Genomic DNA, 19,553 nt, shown 5'->3' on the forward strand with positions numbered 1-19,553 from the left:
TGAGACACTCATATGAAGCAATTTTGCACTTTCACGGTCTGTTAAAAGAATATCATTTTCTGTCATTCTAAAATCCTTTCACTATAAAAACAAAAACAAATCATAATCATTTATTAACCACATTTTGGTTCATTTAGAAAGATGTTTTATTCATAGAAAACAATATTTTATCATATAATTTGTGATGTGATAATTTATGACTCTTATTGAGAAAGAATGAGAGAGAAGAGAGAGAAAGTTATCCACAGATCATGGGGTTATTCACCCCATATCTTAAGATTGACCCGTGACATAAGCCGCCCATTTATCCATATAAACACGGCGCTGTTCTAGATAGTCCGTACGACGATAAGCACGCTCTACTTGTCCTCCGACTGTATGACTTAGAATAGTTTCAGCAACCTCATAGGAAGCATCGGTTGTTTCAGCAAGCCAATTGCGTAAACTAGAACGAAAACCATGCGGGCATGCTTCAATTTTATTTTTTCTCATATACCAAGCCATCATCGTATGTGAAAGAGGACCGCGACCGGTAGGAGAAAAAAGAAAATCACTTTTAGAAATACAACGAGCTTGTTCAATAATTTTCAGCGCTTCTTTTGATAAGGGGACGCGAAATTCTGTTGTAGTATCACGCTTTCCTTTCATATTTTCAGCAGGAATGGTCCATATATCCCCATCAATCTGATCTTCATGCATATAGCGCAAAGGACGTGTACGAACGCCTGTAAGAATAAGCAAACGCAAAGCCAGTTGTGTCATTGTTGTTGTTTTGCAGAGTGACTGATAAAAGGCAGGAACATCTTTCCAGTCCATTGCTGGTAAATTTTGTGCTTTATGGCGTTGTTTCCCTAAGAGAGCCCGTGCTTTTATCGTTGCTTGTAAATCAACATCCAGCCCCAAAGCAGCAGCATGTTTGAGACAAATATTAAGACGATTTAGTGCTTTCTCTGCGGTTGCAGCTTTTGCATGCCAGATGGGAGCAAGAACATTGCGTATCTCTGTTTGTGTAATTTCTGAAATAGGAATACAGCCTAATTTGGGGAGAATATAAAGTTGTAAAGGTAGAAACCAATTCCCAGCCTTGCCATCTCCTTTTAATTCAGCTTTACGACTTTCAAAAGCATCTAAGGCAATGTCTTTTAAATAATGGAGATTACTTATTGCCTCACGCTTTTGTTTGTCACGTTCTTTAATGGGATCACGCCCCTCATGCAAAACAGAACGCCATTGATTTGCTAATTCACGGGCTTTTTTTAAAGAAACGTTTCGCAATGCCCCCAAGCCCATTTCACGACGCCGACCATGAATGGTATAACGATAAAGCCATTGAGCACCACCATCTTTACGCTTATGGAGAAGCAAGCCGGCACCATCATTATATTTGCCAGCCCCCAATGTTGCGACAGCCCTTGCATTAAGACGATTCATAAGAACCATTTTTACTCCTTTCTTGTACAATTTTTACCCACACACCAGCCCCGCTTTTGACGTGCAAGCAAGTGATATTAATTGATTCAATCTGAGAGGGTTTGTGATGAGAAAATCTTACTATATTCGGAGTTATGATTCAAGTTAAAAAAGGATGATTTATTATTATAAATCAATGTGTTGCCAGACCCCGGAATACTAATGCGAGGGCGCTCGCAACCGGTGGGGACATCAAGTGAAAGCCAAAAATCTACATTTTTACGATATTTCTTTAGGCAAAAAAATTCGCTTCAGAAGAAACGTCATGGGGTTTTCTCAAAAACAATTAGGAAGTCATTTAGGCGTAACATTCCAACAAATCCAAAAGTATGAAAAAGGCTTAAATCGCGTAAGTGCAAGACGTTTACAGGAAATTGCTCATATATTAGATGTTCCCGTTTCCTTCTTTTATGCTGATGGCGCAAAAAAAGAAGAGAACCTCTATCATTGTGATGACAGAATAGCAAGCAAAGCAGAATATTTACTTTTAAAAAATTTCAGAATACTGACCCGCAAAAAACAAAGAGCAATTTTGCAGTTGATTTCTGATGAAAAAAATAACCCCTTATTTTCATAAGTTCATTGCAAAGATAATCAAAGTCCTTAATAATATTGACAAGAATTGTGACTGTCTCCCCACACTTCATGAGAATGAAAATGCTTAATCTAATCTGATTTGTAAATAATCCGAATTCTAACGAGTTTAACTTAGAAATAGTGCATTGATTTATAATGATAATCTAACGTTATTGATATTGAATAAGTGTTCCGAATATCGTAAAATTCTTTCATTTCAAACGTGTTCTATATTGAATCAATCAAAATCACTGTTGGCACATTACAAGCAAAGTTGGCGTGTGAGTAAAAACGTACAAAAAGGCATACCTCTTATTGAATCGTCTCACAAACCAAGAGCTGTAACGACATTGTGTGCTGAAAAAATGGATGATGGTGCTAACTTGCTCTTTTATTAAACGTAAATATGGGGGTGTTCAACGACTTTCCACTCATATGAGTTACTTAAAAAAAGGCTCTCCAAACAAGCCTAAAAATATTCCCACACACTAAAAAAATACTTAAATATATTGAGAAAAATCAAAGATCTTATACCACCATACTCCAAATAATGATATTTTATAGCATAACAGGATTAAAGTAAAAATAAGAAATATAAATTAAAAATAGACACGAAAAACTATATTTATAACTTTCATAAGAATTTATCTATATATGGATACTTAAGTTTATCCTGTTGTGCCATAAATTCTATCATTTAAGGTATGAGGATATGAAGCACGCATACCTCCTTGAAACATTCAAATGTTTTTTAGATGCCCAATATCTTTTTAAATATTTTTAGGCCTGCTTGTTGAGCCTTTAGTTTAAGTGAAAAATGAGAAGCCGCTAGAATCTAGCTGTTTACAGACTGTAATAGGAAGCTTCGCTTTTAAAGGCATAGGGAGAAAATCAAATAATTCAACAATTAACAGATAAAGTATAAAAAGATTCCACCAACGCGATACGTAATACCATCTTTAAAAAATTCAAAAGTGTGAAGGTACACATTGACAGAAGATAAGGAATTCACTTAATTAAAGTGTTTTCTAAAGAGATAATAGCTTAGCGTAAAATATTCAATTTTTTCAATTCTGAAAGATTAAAAGAGACGTATTATTTGAAATAAAACAATTTATTGTGCTAATGATGATGATTGGTGTGCACAAAATTGAGTTGTTGAAAATCAAAAATATAATTTAATGATGTTCCTTGACCAACTCACTCTCTCCTGAGTATAGCACGGGGAATAAACGTGGAGAGACATGAGGAGTATATAGAAAATGAGTTATAAAGTTGCAATTGTCGGCGCAACCGGAAATGTTGGTCGTGAAATGCTTACAATTTTAGAAGAACGTGGTTTTCCTGCACATGAAATCGTCCCTCTAGCATCACGACGCTCATTAGGACAAGAAGTTTCTTATGGAGATAAAACTTTAAAAGTAAAAGCACTGGATACTTACGATTTTTCTGACACAGATTTTTGTCTTATGTCTGCGGGAGGGAGCATTTCCAAAGAATACGCCCCTAAAATTGCTGCTGCCGGCTGTGTCGTCATCGATAATTCCTCCACGTGGCGCTATGATGCCAATGTTCCGTTGATAGTCCCTGAAGTCAATGGCGAAGCTATAAATGCCTTTTCTAAGCGTAATATTATAGCAAATCCTAATTGTTCAACAATTCAACTGGTCTTAGCTTTAAAACCTCTCCATGATGCTGCAATCATTAAACGTGTTGTTGTCTCTACATATCAGTCTGTTTCTGGAGCTGGTAAAGAAGGAATGGACGAACTTTTCGAACAATCACGTGCAGTTTTTGTTGCAGACCCAATTACATCAAAAAAATTCACTAAACGCATTGCCTTTAATGTCATTCCTCATATCGATGTTTTCATGGAAGATGGTTATACAAAAGAAGAATGGAAAATGACGGTTGAGACGAAGAAAATTCTCGATCCGAAAATTAAATTAACAGCCACTGCTGTTCGGGTCCCTGTCTTTATCGGTCATGCCGAAGCCGTCCATGTTGAATTTGAAAAACCACTAAGCGCATCTGAAGCACAAGCGCTCCTCCGCGATGCACCAGGCTGTCAGCTTATCGATAAACACGAAGATGGTGGTTATACCACACCTTATGAAGGTACCGGAGAAGATGATACCTTTATTAGCCGTGTTCGTGAAGATATCACCGTTGAAAATGGTTTAGCTTTCTGGGTTGTCGCCGATAATTTAAGAAAAGGAGCAGCATTGAATGCCGTTCAAATTGCTGAATTGCTCATTTTTCGTAATTTGATAAAGCCTAAGTCCGCAAATTAACGCCCTGTCCGAAAGGACAAAGAACCCCTAGCCGGTCTGTCAAAAGTCCGGCTTCTCTTCAGTATAACCTTCCCCAGCTGAAGGTTCATATCACCATCCTAAAGAACTGTAATCCAAGGTATTGTCAAATTTGACTCGGAATATCCTTGAATGCCTCGCCACCTTAAGTTAAGCATTGCCGCCTTAATGACATTTTACGGTACAATAGGATCAGCAGCATAAGCATTGTTTGCTTCATGCTGCTGATCCTTTTTGTCATTCCGGTTGTAAAATTAACTTTACCCTTATCGAGCAGGATAAGTCACGACACGGTAACGCGTTTCATTACGTTCAAAATTTTTGTAATTGACATTATCAGGAAAGGAGGGATTATAAGCACTCACGTGCTTTACAGAAACGCCTTGTGCTTTTTGCGACGGATTTAAAATTGTTCGTTCATCTCTTTTTTTAACACCTGTAGAATCGATAATCATATCTGTTCTGTATAGTTTTTGCATATTTTTCCGTGTTTTTTGAATCGCCGGAAGAGCTTTAAAGTCGGAAACAGCCTGTTTTACTTTTTCTTTTGGCGATTTTACCATGGATTTTGATTTTGCTGGCATCTTTTTAAAAGCAATGGTAGGAACATTGTTAACATTGACGTAACGTGCAGATGCCCAACCAACTTTTCCATGATAACCAAGAGAACACCAAGTTTTATTGGATAGGCAGCCATAAATTTGCACTTTTGCTCCCATTGGAACCATTGCGATAACTTTATAAGCTGTCGCAGGGCCTGTGCGTAAAGATACCTGACCTGATGCAACACGAGCAACTGTTCCTGTAATGGTTCCAGCTTGTGCGTGAAAAGCAGTCACAGCCACCCCTGACGCTCCTAAAGCCCATAAAGTCATCATTGTTGATAAAAATTTCTTTCTTAACATTATTTTTCTTCCTCTCTTAAAACGTATGAAGGGCAAAAATTCGCCTTTGCAAAAATTTGCCGCGTTTAAATCCAATGATCAGCAACCTTTATTCCCCCCCCCAAAAACCCACAACATTGCAACAAAATTTCTCTTTATCGCCTACACGAACACGGCCTTTTGATCTTGATTGCACAGTATGTTCTTCATGAATTTACGGCTAAAGCATCATCTGATTGTCCGGTTCTTCAACCAATTGTCCCTTACAGAAGTTTTTAAAGGGGCATTGGTTCCCTCAACAAATGATTGCAATAAAAGAATTAATTATTTGAATTTCAGAGAATTTCTATGAACAAATGATGATCAGCCCCCAAAACAACTAAAATAGAAGGAAAAATAATACTCTTTTAAAAATAAAAGTGATTGAATATTCTCTAAAGCTTGTATAACTTTAAATCTGCCTAAAAAGATACAGAGTATATTGAAACTTCCCTCAAAAAATTTCTCGAAAAAGAAAGTTAAAAGCATATGACATTAAAAAATTTTTCTCGTAGTCGGATTATAGGATTATTCCTCTCTCTCTTTGCACTTTTTTTGTCTACTGCTTTTTCCATGGCCGCAGACAAAACAAAAATCAAACTTGGTATTATGGAAGGGCGGGATGCGATTATTTGGAAAACAGCTGCTGAACAGGCTAAAAAAGCCGGTTTAGATATTGAACTCGTTTATTTTTCTGATTACGCTTTGCCTAATGATGCTGTTAACGCAGGAGAGATCGATGCGAATGCTTTTCAGCACGCCCCTTATCTTAATGAACAAATGAAACAACGTGGCTATAAACTTTCAATTGTCGGCTATACATTTATTGCTCCAATCGGTGTTTACTCACACAAAATAAAAGACTTAAAAGATCTTCGTGATGGTGCACATGTTGGTATTCCGAACGACCCATCTAATGGTGGAAGAGCCTTACTTCTTCTTAATTCTTTAGGTCTCATTAAGTTAAAAGATCCTCATAATATTCTTGCATCTCCACTTGATATTATCGAAAATCCTAAAAACCTGCAAATTCGTGAGCTCGATGCCGGTATGTTAGGACGAGCTATTGACGATTTTGACCTTGCAATTATAAACACAAACTGGGCTATTGTTTCCGGATTAAACTTCGAAAAAGATGTAGTCGCATGGGAGAGCGCAAAAAATAATCCTTATGATAATATCATCGTTGTACGCACGAGCGAAAAAGATGAACCATGGGTTAAAAAATTAGTTGCCGCTTACAACAACGATCTTATCCGTGCAAAAATCAAAGAGATTTTTGGCAATACCGCCCAAACATCTTGGTAATTGTGCCAAATATCTGAATAACTGTGCCAAATATCCGAGTAATTGTGAATGGAAAAACCTACTCTTATCTCCTTAAAAAACATCAGCCGTTGTTTTAACAAAACGGCTGGTGTTCCGGTGATTAATAATCTCTCTTTAAATATCCATGCTGGTGAAATCCTTGGCATTATTGGGCGCAGTGGAGCAGGAAAATCAACACTTATTCGCTGTTTAAATGGGTTAGAGAAGATTGATGCAGGATCCATTTTTTTTGAAGATGTTGATATTTCTAATCTATCAGAGATAGAATGGGCGCCTTACCGTCAACGAATTGGGATGATTTTTCAACATTTCAATCTTCTCTCATCGCAGAATATTCTTGATAACATTGCATTGCCACTTAAATTAAGTGGTGTAAGTAAGAAACAACGCCACAAACGTGCCCTTGAACTGATTGAATTGGTTGGGTTATCTGGGAAAGAATATTGCTATCCGGCACAATTGTCCGGGGGACAAAAACAACGCGTTGGCATTGCTCGTGCGCTCGCTGCTAATCCTAAAATATTGTTATCAGATGAAGCCACCTCTGCTCTTGACCCTGAAACAACACAATCTATTCTAGAGCTCCTTGCTGATATTAATAAACACCTCAATCTCACGATTGTGCTCATCACCCATGAAATGGAAGTTGTGCGCACCATAGCGCATCGCGTTGTTGTTCTTAATCAGGGAAACATTGTAGAAGAAGGACGTGTGAAAGACATCTTTACATCACCGCAAGACGATACAACCATAGCCATGCTCAAGCTTGTAACCCCGCAACTTCCTGAAAAATTTGCGAAAAATCTCAAACCAATCGGACGAGAAGCTGTCATTGAAATTAATATTGCCGGTGAAATTGCCCAGCAGCCTTTTCTTCATCTTCTAGAAAATGAGAGTGGTTTAAAAGCACGTATTTTGCATGGTGGCATTGATACAGTTCAAGATGAAACCATCGGGAGACTCTTCTTGGCTCTTCCTGGAGAAGATAAAGAAGCTTTAGAAAAAGCTGTTCAATGGTTAACGAAAAAAGGACGATATTGTGAGGTCTTAGGCTATGTTTAATGTTCTGTCTCATGAACTTCCCCAAGCTGTTATTGATACAATATTGATGACACTTAGTGCTTCTGTTATGGCATTTATTATAGGGCTTCCCCTTGGTCTTCTTCTTCACACAACAGCACGCGGAGGGATTTTTTCCTCATCTCTCATCAATCGCCCTTTAAGCATGATCATTGACAGTATTCGTGCCATTCCCTTTATCATTCTTGCATTTTATCTTCTTCCCGTTACGCGTATCGTTGTAGGAAGAGGGATAGGAATGCCTGCTGTAATTTTTATACTGACCATTTCAGCTATCCCTTTTTATGCACGCATGGCGGAACTCTCTTTTAAAACCGTTGAAAACGGTCTCATTGAAGCGATCCGCTCGATGGGTGCAAGTCGTCTTCAAATTATCAGACATGTTCTTATTCCTGAAGCTCTCCCTAGCCTGATTACAGGTTTTACAGTCATGGTCATTTCTCTTATAGGAGCCACCTCACTTGCTGGATATCTTGGTGGAGGCGGTTTAGGGGATATGGCAATCCGCTATGGCTACCAACGCTACAATACCTTCATCATGACCATCGTCATCATCCTTTTGATCGTGCTTAATATTACAACCCAATGGACTTCTGATAAAATCGTACAAAAACTTGATAAAACAAAACATTAAAAGACTTAGAATTTCACATGCCAATACCATCATCCCCTTTGCCACTTTCCAAGTGCACCAACCCTTGCCTATCGAAAACACTCATAAGAGATTAGAAACTTTTTTCTTAAACAGTTTTTATCTCTCCCCATCCGTTTGTAACATGAAAGAAAATAGTTTTAATGGCTTTAATATAAAAGAATATAAAAGGGGATAAAATAAGAGATCTCACAGTATGTGAGACTCTCTTTAAATTAAGACATTGACCACAACCTCTCCAAACCGTAGATAACACATTGAATTTATAATGATAATATGGCGTTATTCATATTGAACGAGAACTCTGAATACCGTAAGATCCTCTCATTCCCAATTTGTTCCATATAGAATCAACCAAAACCTCTCGCTTGCACGTTACAAGCAGGAAGAGCCGTGTGAGTAAAAACATACAAGAAAGGAAGGCATGCCTCTTATGAATTATCTCAAGCGCCAAGACCTGTCTTAACATTGGCGGCTAGCATATAATATGATGGTGCCAGCTTTCTTCTTCACAAGCATAAAGATAGGGGTGCTCAATGGCTTTATCGTTATACTATTCACAGGCGCCATTGCGAAATGGGCGTGACGAACGTTGAGAGATGTTGCTTTAAAATAAGCCCGTGAATTGGCAACGCAAGTATATTCCATTTGAAGCGTTCTGTTTTACGTGATGGGTATGATCCCATTAAAGAACGCTATAAACAAAAGCGTGAAGCAATGCACTATCTTCATTAGGAAACTCCTCTTCAAAACGATCTAGGAAAGATAGCAACCTGCTATGGCTATCAACGCTATGATAGCTCCACCATATCTATTATCCTATAGATTATTCTCAATATCATCATTGAAGAAACTTCTAATAGAATTGTATAAAAATTTTATAAAATAAAGCACTCAAATAATCTAGATATTGGAAGGTTTTTCTTCCACAACAGCAACAATAAGCCATTGAGCTGTAAGAGCTGGTTTTTTTAACTTTTCAATTTCCACCGTAACCCCATAATGGAAAACCACTCGACCAGAAGGACGAATTTCTGCGTCGTCTAACACAAAACGCGCACGTATCCGTACCCCTGTTTTCACAGGACTCATGAAGCGTACTTTATCGAAACCATAATTAATCCCCATTGTGCTCCCTTCTAACTCTGGAAGAGCTTCATAAGCGAGCGTAGACAAAAGCGATAATGTTAAAAAACCATGAGCAATCGTGCCGCCAAAAGGTGTCTTTTTAGCCTTTTCCTCATCAACGTGTATCCATTGATGATCATCTGTAGCACATGCAAACTGATTAATCATATCCTGTGTAACAAGACGCCACTCCGATAATCCCACTTCTTTCCCAATAAAACTGGTGACATCTTGTACTGTTATTTTTTGCTGCATAACGCTATTCCTATTTTATTTGATAAAAGAAACCACCCCTCTTGCTTTTATAAAATCCATTGATTAGAGCATCAAGAATAAAAGATTAATTGTCTTAAAAACAAATGCACCTTATGAATGAGAAAAGTTCTTTAGCAGAATAGTTTTCAAATAGGAAAAAAGAATGGCAAGCAATGTGAACCTAACAGGTTTAGCGCATGATTTGAAACAACGTGCAGAAAAGCACCCCCCCATCCGTATTGGACTGATTGGTTGTGGTGAAATGGGCACAGATTTATTATCAAGTATTGCGCATATGGATGGTATAACAGTCGCCGCAGTCGCCACGAGGACACCGTCACGTATTTTTGATGCCGCTACACTAGCCTATGGCGAAGGTGGACATGTCTGTGAAGTTGAAAATACTTATGCTCTCACCCAAAGTATTGAAAAAAATTTAATTGCAGCAACAGATGATATTAACCTTGTTTTGCGCCATGAACAAATTGATATTATCGTTGATGCAACAGGCTATCCCGAAGCAGGAGCAGAGATTGGTATCAAAGCGCTTGAGAATAACAAACATCTTGTCATGATGAATGTTGAAGCAGATGTTACAATTGGCGCTTATCTCAAACATGAAGCAGAAAAACGAGGGCTCATTTATACACTTGGTGCCGGCGATGAACCTACTTCTTGTATGGAACTCATAGAATTTGTTTCAGCCCTTGGACATAAGATTGTTGCAGCGGGTAAAGGAAAAAATAATCCTCTGCGCTTTGATGCTACACCTGACGCTTACGAAGAAGAAGCATTCCGGCGTAATATGAATGTGCGCATGTTGGTTGAATTTATTGATGGTTCCAAAACGATGGTTGAAATGGCAGCCATTGCCAATGCCACCGGACTTCTCCCCGATTGCCCAGGAATGCATGGACCACGAGCAGCGCTACAAGATTTAAACAAAGTGCTTATTCCAAAACAAGATGGGGGCATTTTACAACAATATGGTGTTGTAGATTATTCAATAGGTCCAGGTGTTTCACCTGGTGTCTTTGTCATTGCCGAAATAGCACACCCGCGTTTACGCGAACGTATGGAAGATTTAAAAATTGGTCAGGGGCCTTACTTCACCTTTCATCGCCCCTATCATTTAACAGCAATGGAAGTTCCCCTCACCTGCGCACGTATTATGCTTTATGGCAAAAAAGATATGGTTCCTCTTAGCCATCCCGTAGTAGAAGTCTGTGCTGTTGCTAAAAAAGATTTACATCCAGGTGATCAGCTAGACTTTATCGGTCTTTATACTTATCGTGCTTGGATAATGAACATCGCAGAAGCACGCGCTCACCACGCCATTCCTTGTGGTCTTTTGGAAAAAGCAACAGTAACCGCTGAAATTAAAAAAAATGAACTCATTACAGTGCATAATACTGCTATTCGTGAAGATCAATGGATTGCACGTCTTCGTGCTAAACAAGACCTTTTACTTCATTGCCCTTCTTCCGCTAAGCTATAAGTACTCCTGAATTACCTTACTTAACAGCATCTTTCCCTTACACAACAGAACAACCCAGAATACACTTGTATCAAAAATTCAGGCTTCTGTTTTAATAAAAGCATTTTCCAACGACGCACATCCCCACTTCGCTCTCACAATATGTCCCGTAAATGCGACAGTATAAACCACCCCATGAGATGGCATAAGATTCATTGTGTATCACTATCTTTACTCTATGAAGATACAAACCAGCACCATCATTTATTTTCCAATACTACAACAGTCCTTGAACCTTAGAGATAATTAATGAGAAGAATTTTTAGTCTTTTTTTTAATAATTTTATCCATACACGAACGCAACTTGTTATACGTAAAAAATACTTCTGATGGATTTAACATAAACAAATTTAAAATGATAAATAATAATTTCTCATTTTTCTTATTGCATGAGAGCCATGGATATAGGGATATTTTTTATTTTATCCCCTTATGAAAGATAAAAAAATTTAAAAAGGATAAAATATACCTTTGACGAATAATCTTCATATGAGAAAAGGTAGACAATATTAAAAGACTGATAAAGATAGTAAGTATACTAGCCTTATTACTAGAAAATAATCATAAACTGTAAAAAAAAAAATCAGGTTACGCTAATTTGTAAAAAACAACATAAATGTAGGATCTTGAACTTTAATAATGTTAATAAAAGCTACATTTAGTATTAAGATTAGTGATTTTATTATCTAGTATAGTATAAATAATAAAATATTTATTTTTTAAAAATAATGAAGTGAACAAAAAAATCCTCGACTCTGTCGATGAGCTTCCTACTAAAGTGTACTAAATATTGCAAAAAGAGTTACAACAGTACCTAATACATCCCCAATACATAAAGAAGCAAGAAGTGATAAAATACTTATTCCCCCCCAAAAGGCTGAACCTGAAAAGGCAGCAGCTTTTTCAGGTTTCCCTAACGCAATAACATCTTGTTCCTCAACGCCTTGAATAACAACTCTATCCACAGCTTTAATAGCTACATTTTTTTCTAGTGTAGGAATAGTAATTGCCATTCTCTCTTGAACTTTATTTTTTACAAAACTTGCATTTCCCTCTATAGTTTGTATAAAAAAAAGAATAAATAGTGTAAAAGTAAATGAACATACACGATTTTTAAATATTTTAAACATAGCTTTCTTTGCTCCTCTTTTTCTTCACTGAAAAAATGAAAGAATATTCACATATATAAAAACCAAAAATTATATTTAATCATTTATATAATTGCACATAATAAAATATTATATGTAATTTTGTTATTATAATATAACACATTATGTATTACATGTAAAGATAAAAAACAATAAATGATAAAAATAATTTATTCCTTTTACGCCATAATAACTCAAGATACCAACAGTAATATTTTGTCATTTTTATTGCTATAATTAAAAATAATAATAATTTATTAAATTTCTTATTATAAGAAATATTACGAAACAAATTCATTTAAAAAATTATATAATAGAGCTTTTATAAATAATTTAAAATGTAATTAATTTTAAAGAACTATAAAATTTAAAACTGCCAATATAATGATATATGATTGTCTATTATTTCAATAAATATAAAAATGAAATTGGTATCAAATAAAAACTTGATCTAAAACAAATCTATCCTAATAAAACAAATTTAAATAGTGTACTATTTTTCTATAAAACAGGTATAAAGTGTAAAAAAACAATTAAGATCTCTATCTTCAAATGGAAGAGACGTTAATAAAATGATTCTCAACTTTTACTGATATATAAAAAGAAAAAATACTGCATAGCATCTTAAAAAAGGTAATTCAGCCCCCTTTATCCCATACAGCATAAAGAACACAAAATATTGACTTTCAAACCTAACAAAACAAACGCATAAAATAAGTAAATCTATCAGATTTACAAAACCATTATAAGCAATACTAGAGCTCCAACAAACTACCTAAAATTAAATAAAAAGAGAGTCATGAAAAATGAAATGATCCCCAAAATACTGAAAAAACTTTCTTTCTTAATTTTCATAAAAGTTATTCCATATTTTTCGTCAATATTGTAGATCACAACCATATTTATATTTTAAGTAATTATATTTACTCTATATTAGTAACAAATAATTCTCTTTGAACGAAATTTTTAGCAATATTCACATAACTGTCTGCAATTTGTGAAAAACGAATAATAATAAATAATTGATTAAATGCTTGAAAGAAAAGGAATAGAGAAACTTACTAAAAAATTGCATTTTTAAAATACCAACTTAAGTAGCGCATTGAAAAAATAACGCCATGAAAACTGATATTGAATGATAAATTCATCAACCGATCACTTTAATCGCAAAATATTAATCTATAATAATAATTTATTGTTTTGCATGTTGAATGAGAAAGCTGACGATTATAAAACTCTCTTAATTTTAACTCTGTTTATATTGAATCAATCAAAATTCTTCACTTGCAAATCACAAACGAGATCGGTGTGTGTGTGTAAACACACTTGAAGAAAGGAAAATATCACTTATGAGGTATTTTAACTAACAAGCGCTGTTAACACAGTATTGAAAACTAGCAAAGTGAATGATGGTGCCCATTTTTACTTTAAAAGTGTAAATATGGTGGAAAACAATAGATTTTATATTATAAGGCTTTACCGTTATACTATTCACGGGCGCCGTTGCAAAATAGGCTTGGATACCTTGAGAAATGTTTCTTTAAAACAAAAGCGTCAATGTGCAACACAATGGCGTTCTGTTTATCATGTATCCAACGGTGTTTCTTGTATCCAACGGTGTTTCTTACTGAATCATCTTATAAACTGCTCTATGAGATTACAAATTCATCTTACGTGAATTCTTCCCTTTATATTTATTTTTTCTCATGAACACTAAAATCTGTTAAGACACTATCCAAAGTAAAATAAATCAACAAATATTTCTATTCTTTTGTAATATACAGATAATTGAATAGATTTCCTGATTGCAACAAAAGTCTGTACTATTGCAATAGTAGAAATACTTTGATCATCCTCGCTCCATAATAAAAGAATAATATGTAATTTACAGAAAAAATTACATATTTAATATATATGAATATATAATTATTAAAAATGAGAATATACATCAGAAATAATTATAAAAGACAACTATCTTGAGAAAGATTGCCTAATATTACAGAAAAATTGCGGTGGCTTTGCTCAATAAAAGCTTCTCTATTTTTAACAAAGCTCTCATTTTTATGCATCCATATGTGATGTAAAAAGACGCCTATTTGCGTTTCTCTTATAGATAGATTAAATAGTGACAGCACCTTTGATCACTTTGTCTCTTTTGACTTCTCTTTTGGGCATTAATTTATGGTATCTAACCCACCTTTTCTCGCTCTTTTACCTTTGGGTGCACATGAATATCACGGAGAGCACCTTCCTTTCGAAACCGACTGGATTATTGCTGAAGCTTTTGCAAAAGCCCTCACTTTACAAACAAAAGAGCAGTTTCATATCGCACTTTTACCGGTTGAAAAGATTGGCTATTCTATAGAACATATGGATGTTACAGGCACGCAAACCCTTACCTTTTCTGATGCGATTAAGCGATGGATAAAGATTGGTGAAAACTGTTATCACAAAGGGATCAACCGTCTTCTTCTTCTCAATGCTCACGGAGGAAATTCACCTTTAATGAGCATTGTTATCACCGAATTACGAAAGCGCCTTTCCATGCTCGCTGTAGCAACAAGCTGGAGCCGTTTTGGTTTACCACAAGGTCTCATGGAGCCATCTCAACAACATCTTGATATCCATGGAGGCTTTATCGAAACCTCTCTCATGCTCTATTTAGCACCAGAAAAAGTCCATATGGAAAAGGCAGAAAATTTTCATAATAAACAAGCGGATATGATTGCCAATTATCGGTATTTACGCGCTTATGGTCCTCATGCCTTTGGTTGGACAATGAAAGATCTAAATACGCAAGGTGCGGCAGGAAATGCAAGCAAAGCAACACCACAAGCCGGTGAAGCAATCTTTTCTCATGTTCTGTCTCAGCTTCGTGATTTACTTGATGATATCAATCGATTTAACATAAACACATGGCAATAAAGAACAATAAAAGGTCTCTCCATGGAAACGATACACCCCAAAAAACTTCCCGTTACGGTTCTCACAGGCTATCTTGGTGCTGGAAAAACCACCCTTCTCAACCGCATTCTCAGTGAAAATCATGGCAAACGTTATGCCGTCATTGTCAATGAATTTGGTGAAATTGGTATTGATAATGACCTGATCATTGAATCAGACGAAGAAATTTATGAAATGAATAATGGCTGTATTTGCTGCACCGTACGTGGTGATCTCATTCGCATTCTAGAAAGTCTGATGCAACGTTCTTATCGATTTGATGCGATCATTATAGAAACGACAGGGCTTGCTGATCCCGTTCCCGTAGCACAGACCTTTTTCATGGATGATACTATCCATGAAAAAACAGCTCTCGACAGTGTCATAGCGGTCGTTGATGCAAAGCATTTTCCCTCTCAACTGAAAACAAGTCGTGAAGCTGAAGACCAAATTGCCTTCGCGGATATTATTCTTTTAAATAAGATTGATCTTGTCACCCAACAAGAACGCAGCCATGCTGAATCCCTTATTCTGGCCATTAATCCCAGAGCCATAATTTACGCAACAGAGCGCGTTAACATCCCTGTTGATAAACTCCTCGATCGTAGTTCCTTTGATCTCCAACGCACTTTAGATAATGATCCCCATTTTCTTGACCATCATCACGCAGATCATGTATGTGGTCCCGATTGTAATCATGATCATGACCATCATCACGCATCCACCATTCATGATATTACCATCACTTCTGTAAGTTTAAAAACAGATGCTCTGCAACCAGAAAAGTTTTTCCCTTGGATCCAGCAGGTTACACAGCAACAAGGACCTGATATCTTGCGTCTTAAAGGCATTATCGCCTTTCAAGGAGACGATGATCGTTACGTCATTCAAGGGATACATATGCTTCTTGAAGGACAACATCAACGCCCATGGCGTGAAGATGAAAAACGAGAAAGCCGCCTTGTCTTTATAGGACGCTCTCTTGATGCTGAAAAATTAAAAACTGGTTTTGAAAATTGCGCATAAGTGAGTGATAATGCCAAACATTACCCATTATGATCTCAAAAGTTACTGCCTTTCCTGCGGTTTTATAGGCAATAAACCAGCCTTTGTTTCCGTAGAAGGTTTCATTGTTTTTTTTAATCCAACCCCACAAATCGTTGAAGTTCACCAAGGAATAATTTCAAGCCATTTTTCCCATGACAATACCGCGATCATCACCGGTGGAGAAGATGGAAAAGTCTGTCAAACAACCGCAGCAGATCACACGGAAGTGTTAAGCCAAAAAGAACGCAAATGGATAAACAACGTTGCTTTTGGTCCACAAAAAGCTTTTGCTTTTTCCTCCTCACGCCTCGCATTTGCGCATATTGGAAAAGAACGACAAGAGCTCACACATGAACGCAGTGTAGAAGGCCTTGCTTTTGCCCCCAAAGGTTTGCGACTTGCCGTTGCCCATTACAATGGAGTCACTCTTCATTGGTTATCAACGCAAATATCTCCCACCACATTGGTATGGAAAGGAGCTCATTGTGGTGTCACCTTTTCACCAGACAACCGCTATGTCATTTCCACCATGCAAGAAAACGCCTTACACGGCTGGCGTCTCACTGATAATCAGCACCTCCGCATGAGTGGCTACCCAAGCAAAGTCAAAAGCTGGTCTTGGAGTGCAAAAGGAAAATGGCTAGCAACATCAGGTGCCTCTGCCGCAATTGTTTGGCCCTTTCATACAAAAGATGGCCCCATGGGAAAAACACCTCTAGAACTAGGCACACGAGCAAATGCACTTGTTAGCACCGTTTCATGCCACCCAAACAAAGAAATTGTAGCAATAGGCTTCAATGATGGAATGATTTTAGCGGCACAATTCCATGATGGAAAAGAAGTCCTTCTAAAAGGTTATGGGAAAAGTGCTATCTCAGCACTTAATTGGGATCAAGCAGGGCAAAACCTCTCCTTCGGTAGCGAAAATGGTGAATGTGGTATAATCAAGATCACTGATTAAATTAAGCACCCAAAAGCGCAATCATCGCCGATAAAGAATGCCCACACAATCCTCCAGAAATCTTATCCCCTTGCATCTCCAGAGCTCTCAGAAATCCTATCTCCCTAATCTCCCCCCAAAAATCTCCTAAAATCTTCGTAATCATTAAATCTTCCCTCTTCCTTTCCTCCCCCCTTTAGACAAGAAAATACCTTAAACATGTTTTTTGACCTTTTAACATTGCTACCCCCATACAAGAATAAAAACATCACTCTCAAGACCGCCCCCCATCTCCCTATAAACATCTATATAGGCTACATACTTCCACAAAAGCATTTTTCTTAAAATTCGGCAAAAAATAGCTGATATCATCATTGAAACAACGATTTATTCTTACGATCAGAAGAAGGGAATTCAACACTATTTTCCTAAATAAAAAATTTTTTGATTTCCCCCTCCAAAGAGCAAAGTTTCCTACGAGCAGCCTTCCACACTTTAGTTTCTTGCCTAGAAAATTCTATCTAATAATCATTTCATGGAACTTCTATTACCGCCCTCTGTTCCGGTATCTCCTTCATCTCCGGATTCTATTCCTTCTGCTTCTTTCCCATGTTAAACCAAAGCCTTCTGGGTCTTCTGACCCTTTGGATTCCTCGTCTAATCTCCAAATTAGAGCGGTTGTTCCACAGGTTCCAACTTATCTTCTTTTGCCAAATGCCTTATTTCATGCTGGTTTAGTGGATATGACCACGCAAAATAAGACGTTAGAGACAATGCGGAATGCTTTTCATTCCTTTGGGAAAGATAATAAAAAGACAGCCTTTTTTCTGCGTGCTTATGGGGGGAGTCATCATTATGCTTCCAATTTATCTGCTTTTGAATATGGTTATGGTGCTGAGCTCGATTATAATGCATTTCAAGCAGGTGTTTTGTTAAACGAGATTGAGAGTTTATATGGTCGTACATTCTTTGGAGTTTTGGGGAACTATGGAAATCTTTCTCTACACCCTCAGGATGTTGAACAAAGCAAAAAAAGCGCATTTAATAAATGGTCTGTTACTGCTTATGGAAATTTGCAGCATGATACCGGTTTTTATATGGATGGGGTGGTATCGTATGGCCTTTTTAAAGGTGATGTTTTGACACGAGCACGGGGTAAAGCTATTGCCAAGGGTAAACAGTTTAGCGGTTCTTTAACGAGTGGCAGAACGTTTGCAACAGGGTATAAAGGTGTTGTTTTTGCTCCGCAGATTCAGGTTGTTTATCAGCATCTTCAGTTTAATAAGACGCGTGATATTGATTTAGGAAAATTTCATGCAATAATTCAGAATGCTCATTCATCATTTTAGATATTGAATAAAAACTAAATATTATAAATTTCTTTCATTTCAAACCTGTTTATATTTAATCAATTAACCCCTTGTCCATCACAAACGAAGCTGGCATGCAAAGAAGGACTTTTGAAAAAAGGTAAATTACTTCTTATGAACATTCTCGAGTGCTAAAATCTGCGCAAATATTGAATGCTGAAAAAAGAATGGTGATATCCGCGCATGACCGCAATGAAAATAATATCCTGTATCTTATCGAAATTTCTCTGCCACCTATCACTTACAAAACAACAACCATAACAACACGATAAAGCATACTTTACTTTTATTATAATTTGACCTCAAACTCCCTCTTTTTGTTCTAAAAATAAGTATCTATCCAAAATTCTTAAGTAAACATCCTAAAAAAGAAACAAATAATATGCGTATTAAATGATATAAACGTGAATAAAGTTCTAAAACAAAATTCAAAACAATGCATAAAACTCATAAAGACTAAACTTATGATCTATAAAAATGAATAAAGAAATGGACAAAAACAACCACCTATATCGTCTCTTTTGAAAGATTATGCCGAAAGCATTCAGCATTCAAACTTTTCATATTCACAATGAAATCTGTCCTCATATCTTAACATCAAAAATTTTAGAAAAATTTCTCATCGCATAAAAGAAAGCATCTATTGTAATCTTTTATATCAAAAAATAACCATATTGATGAAGCAAAATAAATTTTAATACATTAAAAGGCCGAAAATCTTCTGCCTTTTAACTAAAAATACATATTGCAGCTCATCAAAAGAGGTGGCGCAATCCAGCAGAGAAACTCGTTCCAGAAAAACCAATTTTCTTAAATCTATGCTGATAAGTGACATCTCCACGA

General features: G+C 36.5%; 14 protein-coding genes and 3 pseudogenes. 11 read left to right on the top strand and 6 right to left on the bottom strand.

Translation table 11 applies throughout. The features are described 5' to 3' along the window. Nucleotides 1-66, bottom strand: a pseudogene (locus tag ACFIK4_RS05595) (DNA-binding protein); the annotation flags it as partial. 207 nt (nt 67-273) lie between these two features. Continuing rightward, entirely contained in the window at nt 274-1,440 is a 1,167-nt protein-coding gene (locus ACFIK4_RS05600) for a tyrosine-type recombinase/integrase (RefSeq protein ID WP_375675383.1), read from the bottom strand. 226 nt (nt 1,441-1,666) lie between these two features. Here ACFIK4_RS05600 and ACFIK4_RS05605 point away from each other — a divergent pair, with 226 nt between their 5' ends. Further along, the gene (locus ACFIK4_RS05605) at nt 1,667-2,047 is read left to right on the top strand and encodes a helix-turn-helix domain-containing protein (RefSeq protein ID WP_375612292.1); all 381 of its coding nucleotides are present in this window, start codon (nt 1,667-1,669) and stop codon (nt 2,045-2,047) included. 1,261 nt (nt 2,048-3,308) lie between these two features. After that, entirely contained in the window at nt 3,309-4,340 is a 1,032-nt protein-coding gene (locus ACFIK4_RS05610) for an aspartate-semialdehyde dehydrogenase (RefSeq protein WP_375638768.1), read from the top strand. Nucleotides 4,341-4,624: 284 nt separating this feature from the next. On the opposite strand, the gene ACFIK4_RS05615 is transcribed toward ACFIK4_RS05610, so the two are convergent. Beyond that, complete coding sequence (locus ACFIK4_RS05615) at nt 4,625-5,263, bottom strand: SH3 domain-containing protein (RefSeq protein ID WP_375638766.1); 639 nt, start codon at nt 5,261-5,263, stop codon at nt 4,625-4,627. A gap of 507 nt (nt 5,264-5,770) precedes the next feature. On the opposite strand from ACFIK4_RS05615, the gene ACFIK4_RS05620 reads away from it, so the two are divergent. The 4 genes and pseudogenes from ACFIK4_RS05620 to ACFIK4_RS05635 form a co-directional block, all read left to right on the top strand. Beyond that, nucleotides 5,771-6,589: a MetQ/NlpA family ABC transporter substrate-binding protein gene (locus tag ACFIK4_RS05620; protein ID WP_375613641.1), complete on the top strand. Its 819-nt coding sequence runs from the start codon at nt 5,771-5,773 to the stop codon at nt 6,587-6,589. Between the two features lie 48 nt (nt 6,590-6,637). Further along, the gene (locus tag ACFIK4_RS05625) at nt 6,638-7,672 is read left to right on the top strand and encodes a methionine ABC transporter ATP-binding protein (RefSeq protein WP_375613642.1); all 1,035 of its coding nucleotides are present in this window, start codon (nt 6,638-6,640) and stop codon (nt 7,670-7,672) included. Further along, nucleotides 7,665-8,324, top strand: coding sequence for a methionine ABC transporter permease (locus ACFIK4_RS05630; RefSeq protein ID WP_375609233.1), 660 nt, complete (start codon nt 7,665-7,667; stop codon nt 8,322-8,324). Before ACFIK4_RS05625 ends, ACFIK4_RS05630 begins: the two co-directional genes overlap by 8 nt. Nucleotides 8,325-8,897: 573 nt before the next feature. Then, a pseudogene (locus ACFIK4_RS05635) lies at nt 8,898-9,074 on the top strand (integrase); the annotation flags it as partial. Nucleotides 9,075-9,245: 171 nt separating this feature from the next. Here ACFIK4_RS05635 and ACFIK4_RS05640 read toward each other — a convergent pair. After that, complete coding sequence (locus ACFIK4_RS05640) at nt 9,246-9,725, bottom strand: MaoC family dehydratase (protein WP_375612287.1); 480 nt, start codon at nt 9,723-9,725, stop codon at nt 9,246-9,248. Between the two features lie 163 nt (nt 9,726-9,888). Here ACFIK4_RS05640 and ACFIK4_RS05645 point away from each other — a divergent pair, with 163 nt between their 5' ends. Further along, nucleotides 9,889-11,223, top strand: a complete 1,335-nt coding sequence (locus tag ACFIK4_RS05645; RefSeq protein ID WP_375675389.1) for an NAD(P)H-dependent oxidoreductase — start codon at nt 9,889-9,891, stop codon at nt 11,221-11,223. 812 nt (nt 11,224-12,035) lie between these two features. Here ACFIK4_RS05645 and ACFIK4_RS05650 read toward each other — a convergent pair. Next, complete coding sequence (locus ACFIK4_RS05650) at nt 12,036-12,392, bottom strand: hypothetical protein (protein ID WP_375612285.1); 357 nt, start codon at nt 12,390-12,392, stop codon at nt 12,036-12,038. Nucleotides 12,393-14,591: 2,199 nt separating this feature from the next. On the opposite strand from ACFIK4_RS05650, the gene ACFIK4_RS05655 reads away from it, so the two are divergent. Genes ACFIK4_RS05655 through ACFIK4_RS05665 form a run of 3 tightly spaced genes read left to right on the top strand, consistent with a single transcriptional unit; the run spans nt 14,592 to nt 17,361 of the window. Continuing rightward, complete coding sequence (locus ACFIK4_RS05655) at nt 14,592-15,335, top strand: creatininase family protein (RefSeq protein WP_375621597.1); 744 nt, start codon at nt 14,592-14,594, stop codon at nt 15,333-15,335. Between the two features lie 21 nt (nt 15,336-15,356). Further along, nucleotides 15,357-16,379 carry a CobW family GTP-binding protein gene (locus ACFIK4_RS05660; protein ID WP_375638762.1) on the top strand — a complete coding sequence of 341 codons (1,023 nt, stop codon included), beginning with the start codon at nt 15,357-15,359 and terminating at the stop codon, nt 16,377-16,379. A gap of 10 nt (nt 16,380-16,389) precedes the next feature. Beyond that, on the top strand, nt 16,390-17,361 hold the full coding sequence (locus ACFIK4_RS05665; protein WP_375675392.1) for a WD40 repeat domain-containing protein: 972 nt from the start codon (nt 16,390-16,392) through the stop codon (nt 17,359-17,361). A gap of 1 nt (nt 17,362) precedes the next feature. Here ACFIK4_RS05665 and ACFIK4_RS05670 read toward each other — a convergent pair whose 3' ends face one another. Beyond that, nucleotides 17,363-17,506 (bottom strand): hypothetical protein, encoded by a 144-nt coding sequence (locus ACFIK4_RS05670; RefSeq protein WP_375612281.1) that lies wholly within the window; start codon nt 17,504-17,506, stop codon nt 17,363-17,365. Nucleotides 17,507-17,893: 387 nt separating this feature from the next. Between ACFIK4_RS05670 and ACFIK4_RS05675 the strand changes: the two are divergent. Further along, a pseudogene (locus tag ACFIK4_RS05675) lies at nt 17,894-18,656 on the top strand (autotransporter outer membrane beta-barrel domain-containing protein); the annotation flags it as partial. Nucleotides 18,657-19,553: the final 897 nt, after the last annotated feature.

This window comes from Bartonella sp. AP9QHHD, from assembly GCF_042195625.1.
GTDB lineage: Bacteria > Pseudomonadota > Alphaproteobacteria > Rhizobiales > Rhizobiaceae > Bartonella.

Excerpts from the sequence above, each read along its gene's own strand:
- ACFIK4_RS05660 (WP_375638762.1), top strand. The coding sequence starts at position 15,357 with ATGGAAACGATACACCCCAAAAAACTTCCCGTTACGGTTCTCACAGGC.
- ACFIK4_RS05640 (WP_375612287.1), bottom strand. The coding sequence starts at position 9,725 with ATGCAGCAAAAAATAACAGTACAAGATGTCACCAGTTTTATTGGGAAA.
- ACFIK4_RS05650 (WP_375612285.1), bottom strand. The coding sequence starts at position 12,392 with ATGTTTAAAATATTTAAAAATCGTGTATGTTCATTTACTTTTACACTA.
- ACFIK4_RS05600 (WP_375675383.1), bottom strand. The coding sequence starts at position 1,440 with ATGGTTCTTATGAATCGTCTTAATGCAAGGGCTGTCGCAACATTGGGG.
- ACFIK4_RS05610 (WP_375638768.1), top strand. The coding sequence starts at position 3,309 with ATGAGTTATAAAGTTGCAATTGTCGGCGCAACCGGAAATGTTGGTCGT.
- ACFIK4_RS05670 (WP_375612281.1), bottom strand. The coding sequence starts at position 17,506 with ATGATTACGAAGATTTTAGGAGATTTTTGGGGGGAGATTAGGGAGATA.
- ACFIK4_RS05665 (WP_375675392.1), top strand. The coding sequence starts at position 16,390 with ATGCCAAACATTACCCATTATGATCTCAAAAGTTACTGCCTTTCCTGC.
- ACFIK4_RS05630 (WP_375609233.1), top strand. The coding sequence starts at position 7,665 with ATGTTTAATGTTCTGTCTCATGAACTTCCCCAAGCTGTTATTGATACA.
- ACFIK4_RS05625 (WP_375613642.1), top strand. The coding sequence starts at position 6,638 with ATGGAAAAACCTACTCTTATCTCCTTAAAAAACATCAGCCGTTGTTTT.
- ACFIK4_RS05645 (WP_375675389.1), top strand. The coding sequence starts at position 9,889 with ATGGCAAGCAATGTGAACCTAACAGGTTTAGCGCATGATTTGAAACAA.
- ACFIK4_RS05615 (WP_375638766.1), bottom strand. The coding sequence starts at position 5,263 with ATGTTAAGAAAGAAATTTTTATCAACAATGATGACTTTATGGGCTTTA.
- ACFIK4_RS05655 (WP_375621597.1), top strand. The coding sequence starts at position 14,592 with ATGGTATCTAACCCACCTTTTCTCGCTCTTTTACCTTTGGGTGCACAT.
- ACFIK4_RS05620 (WP_375613641.1), top strand. The coding sequence starts at position 5,771 with ATGACATTAAAAAATTTTTCTCGTAGTCGGATTATAGGATTATTCCTC.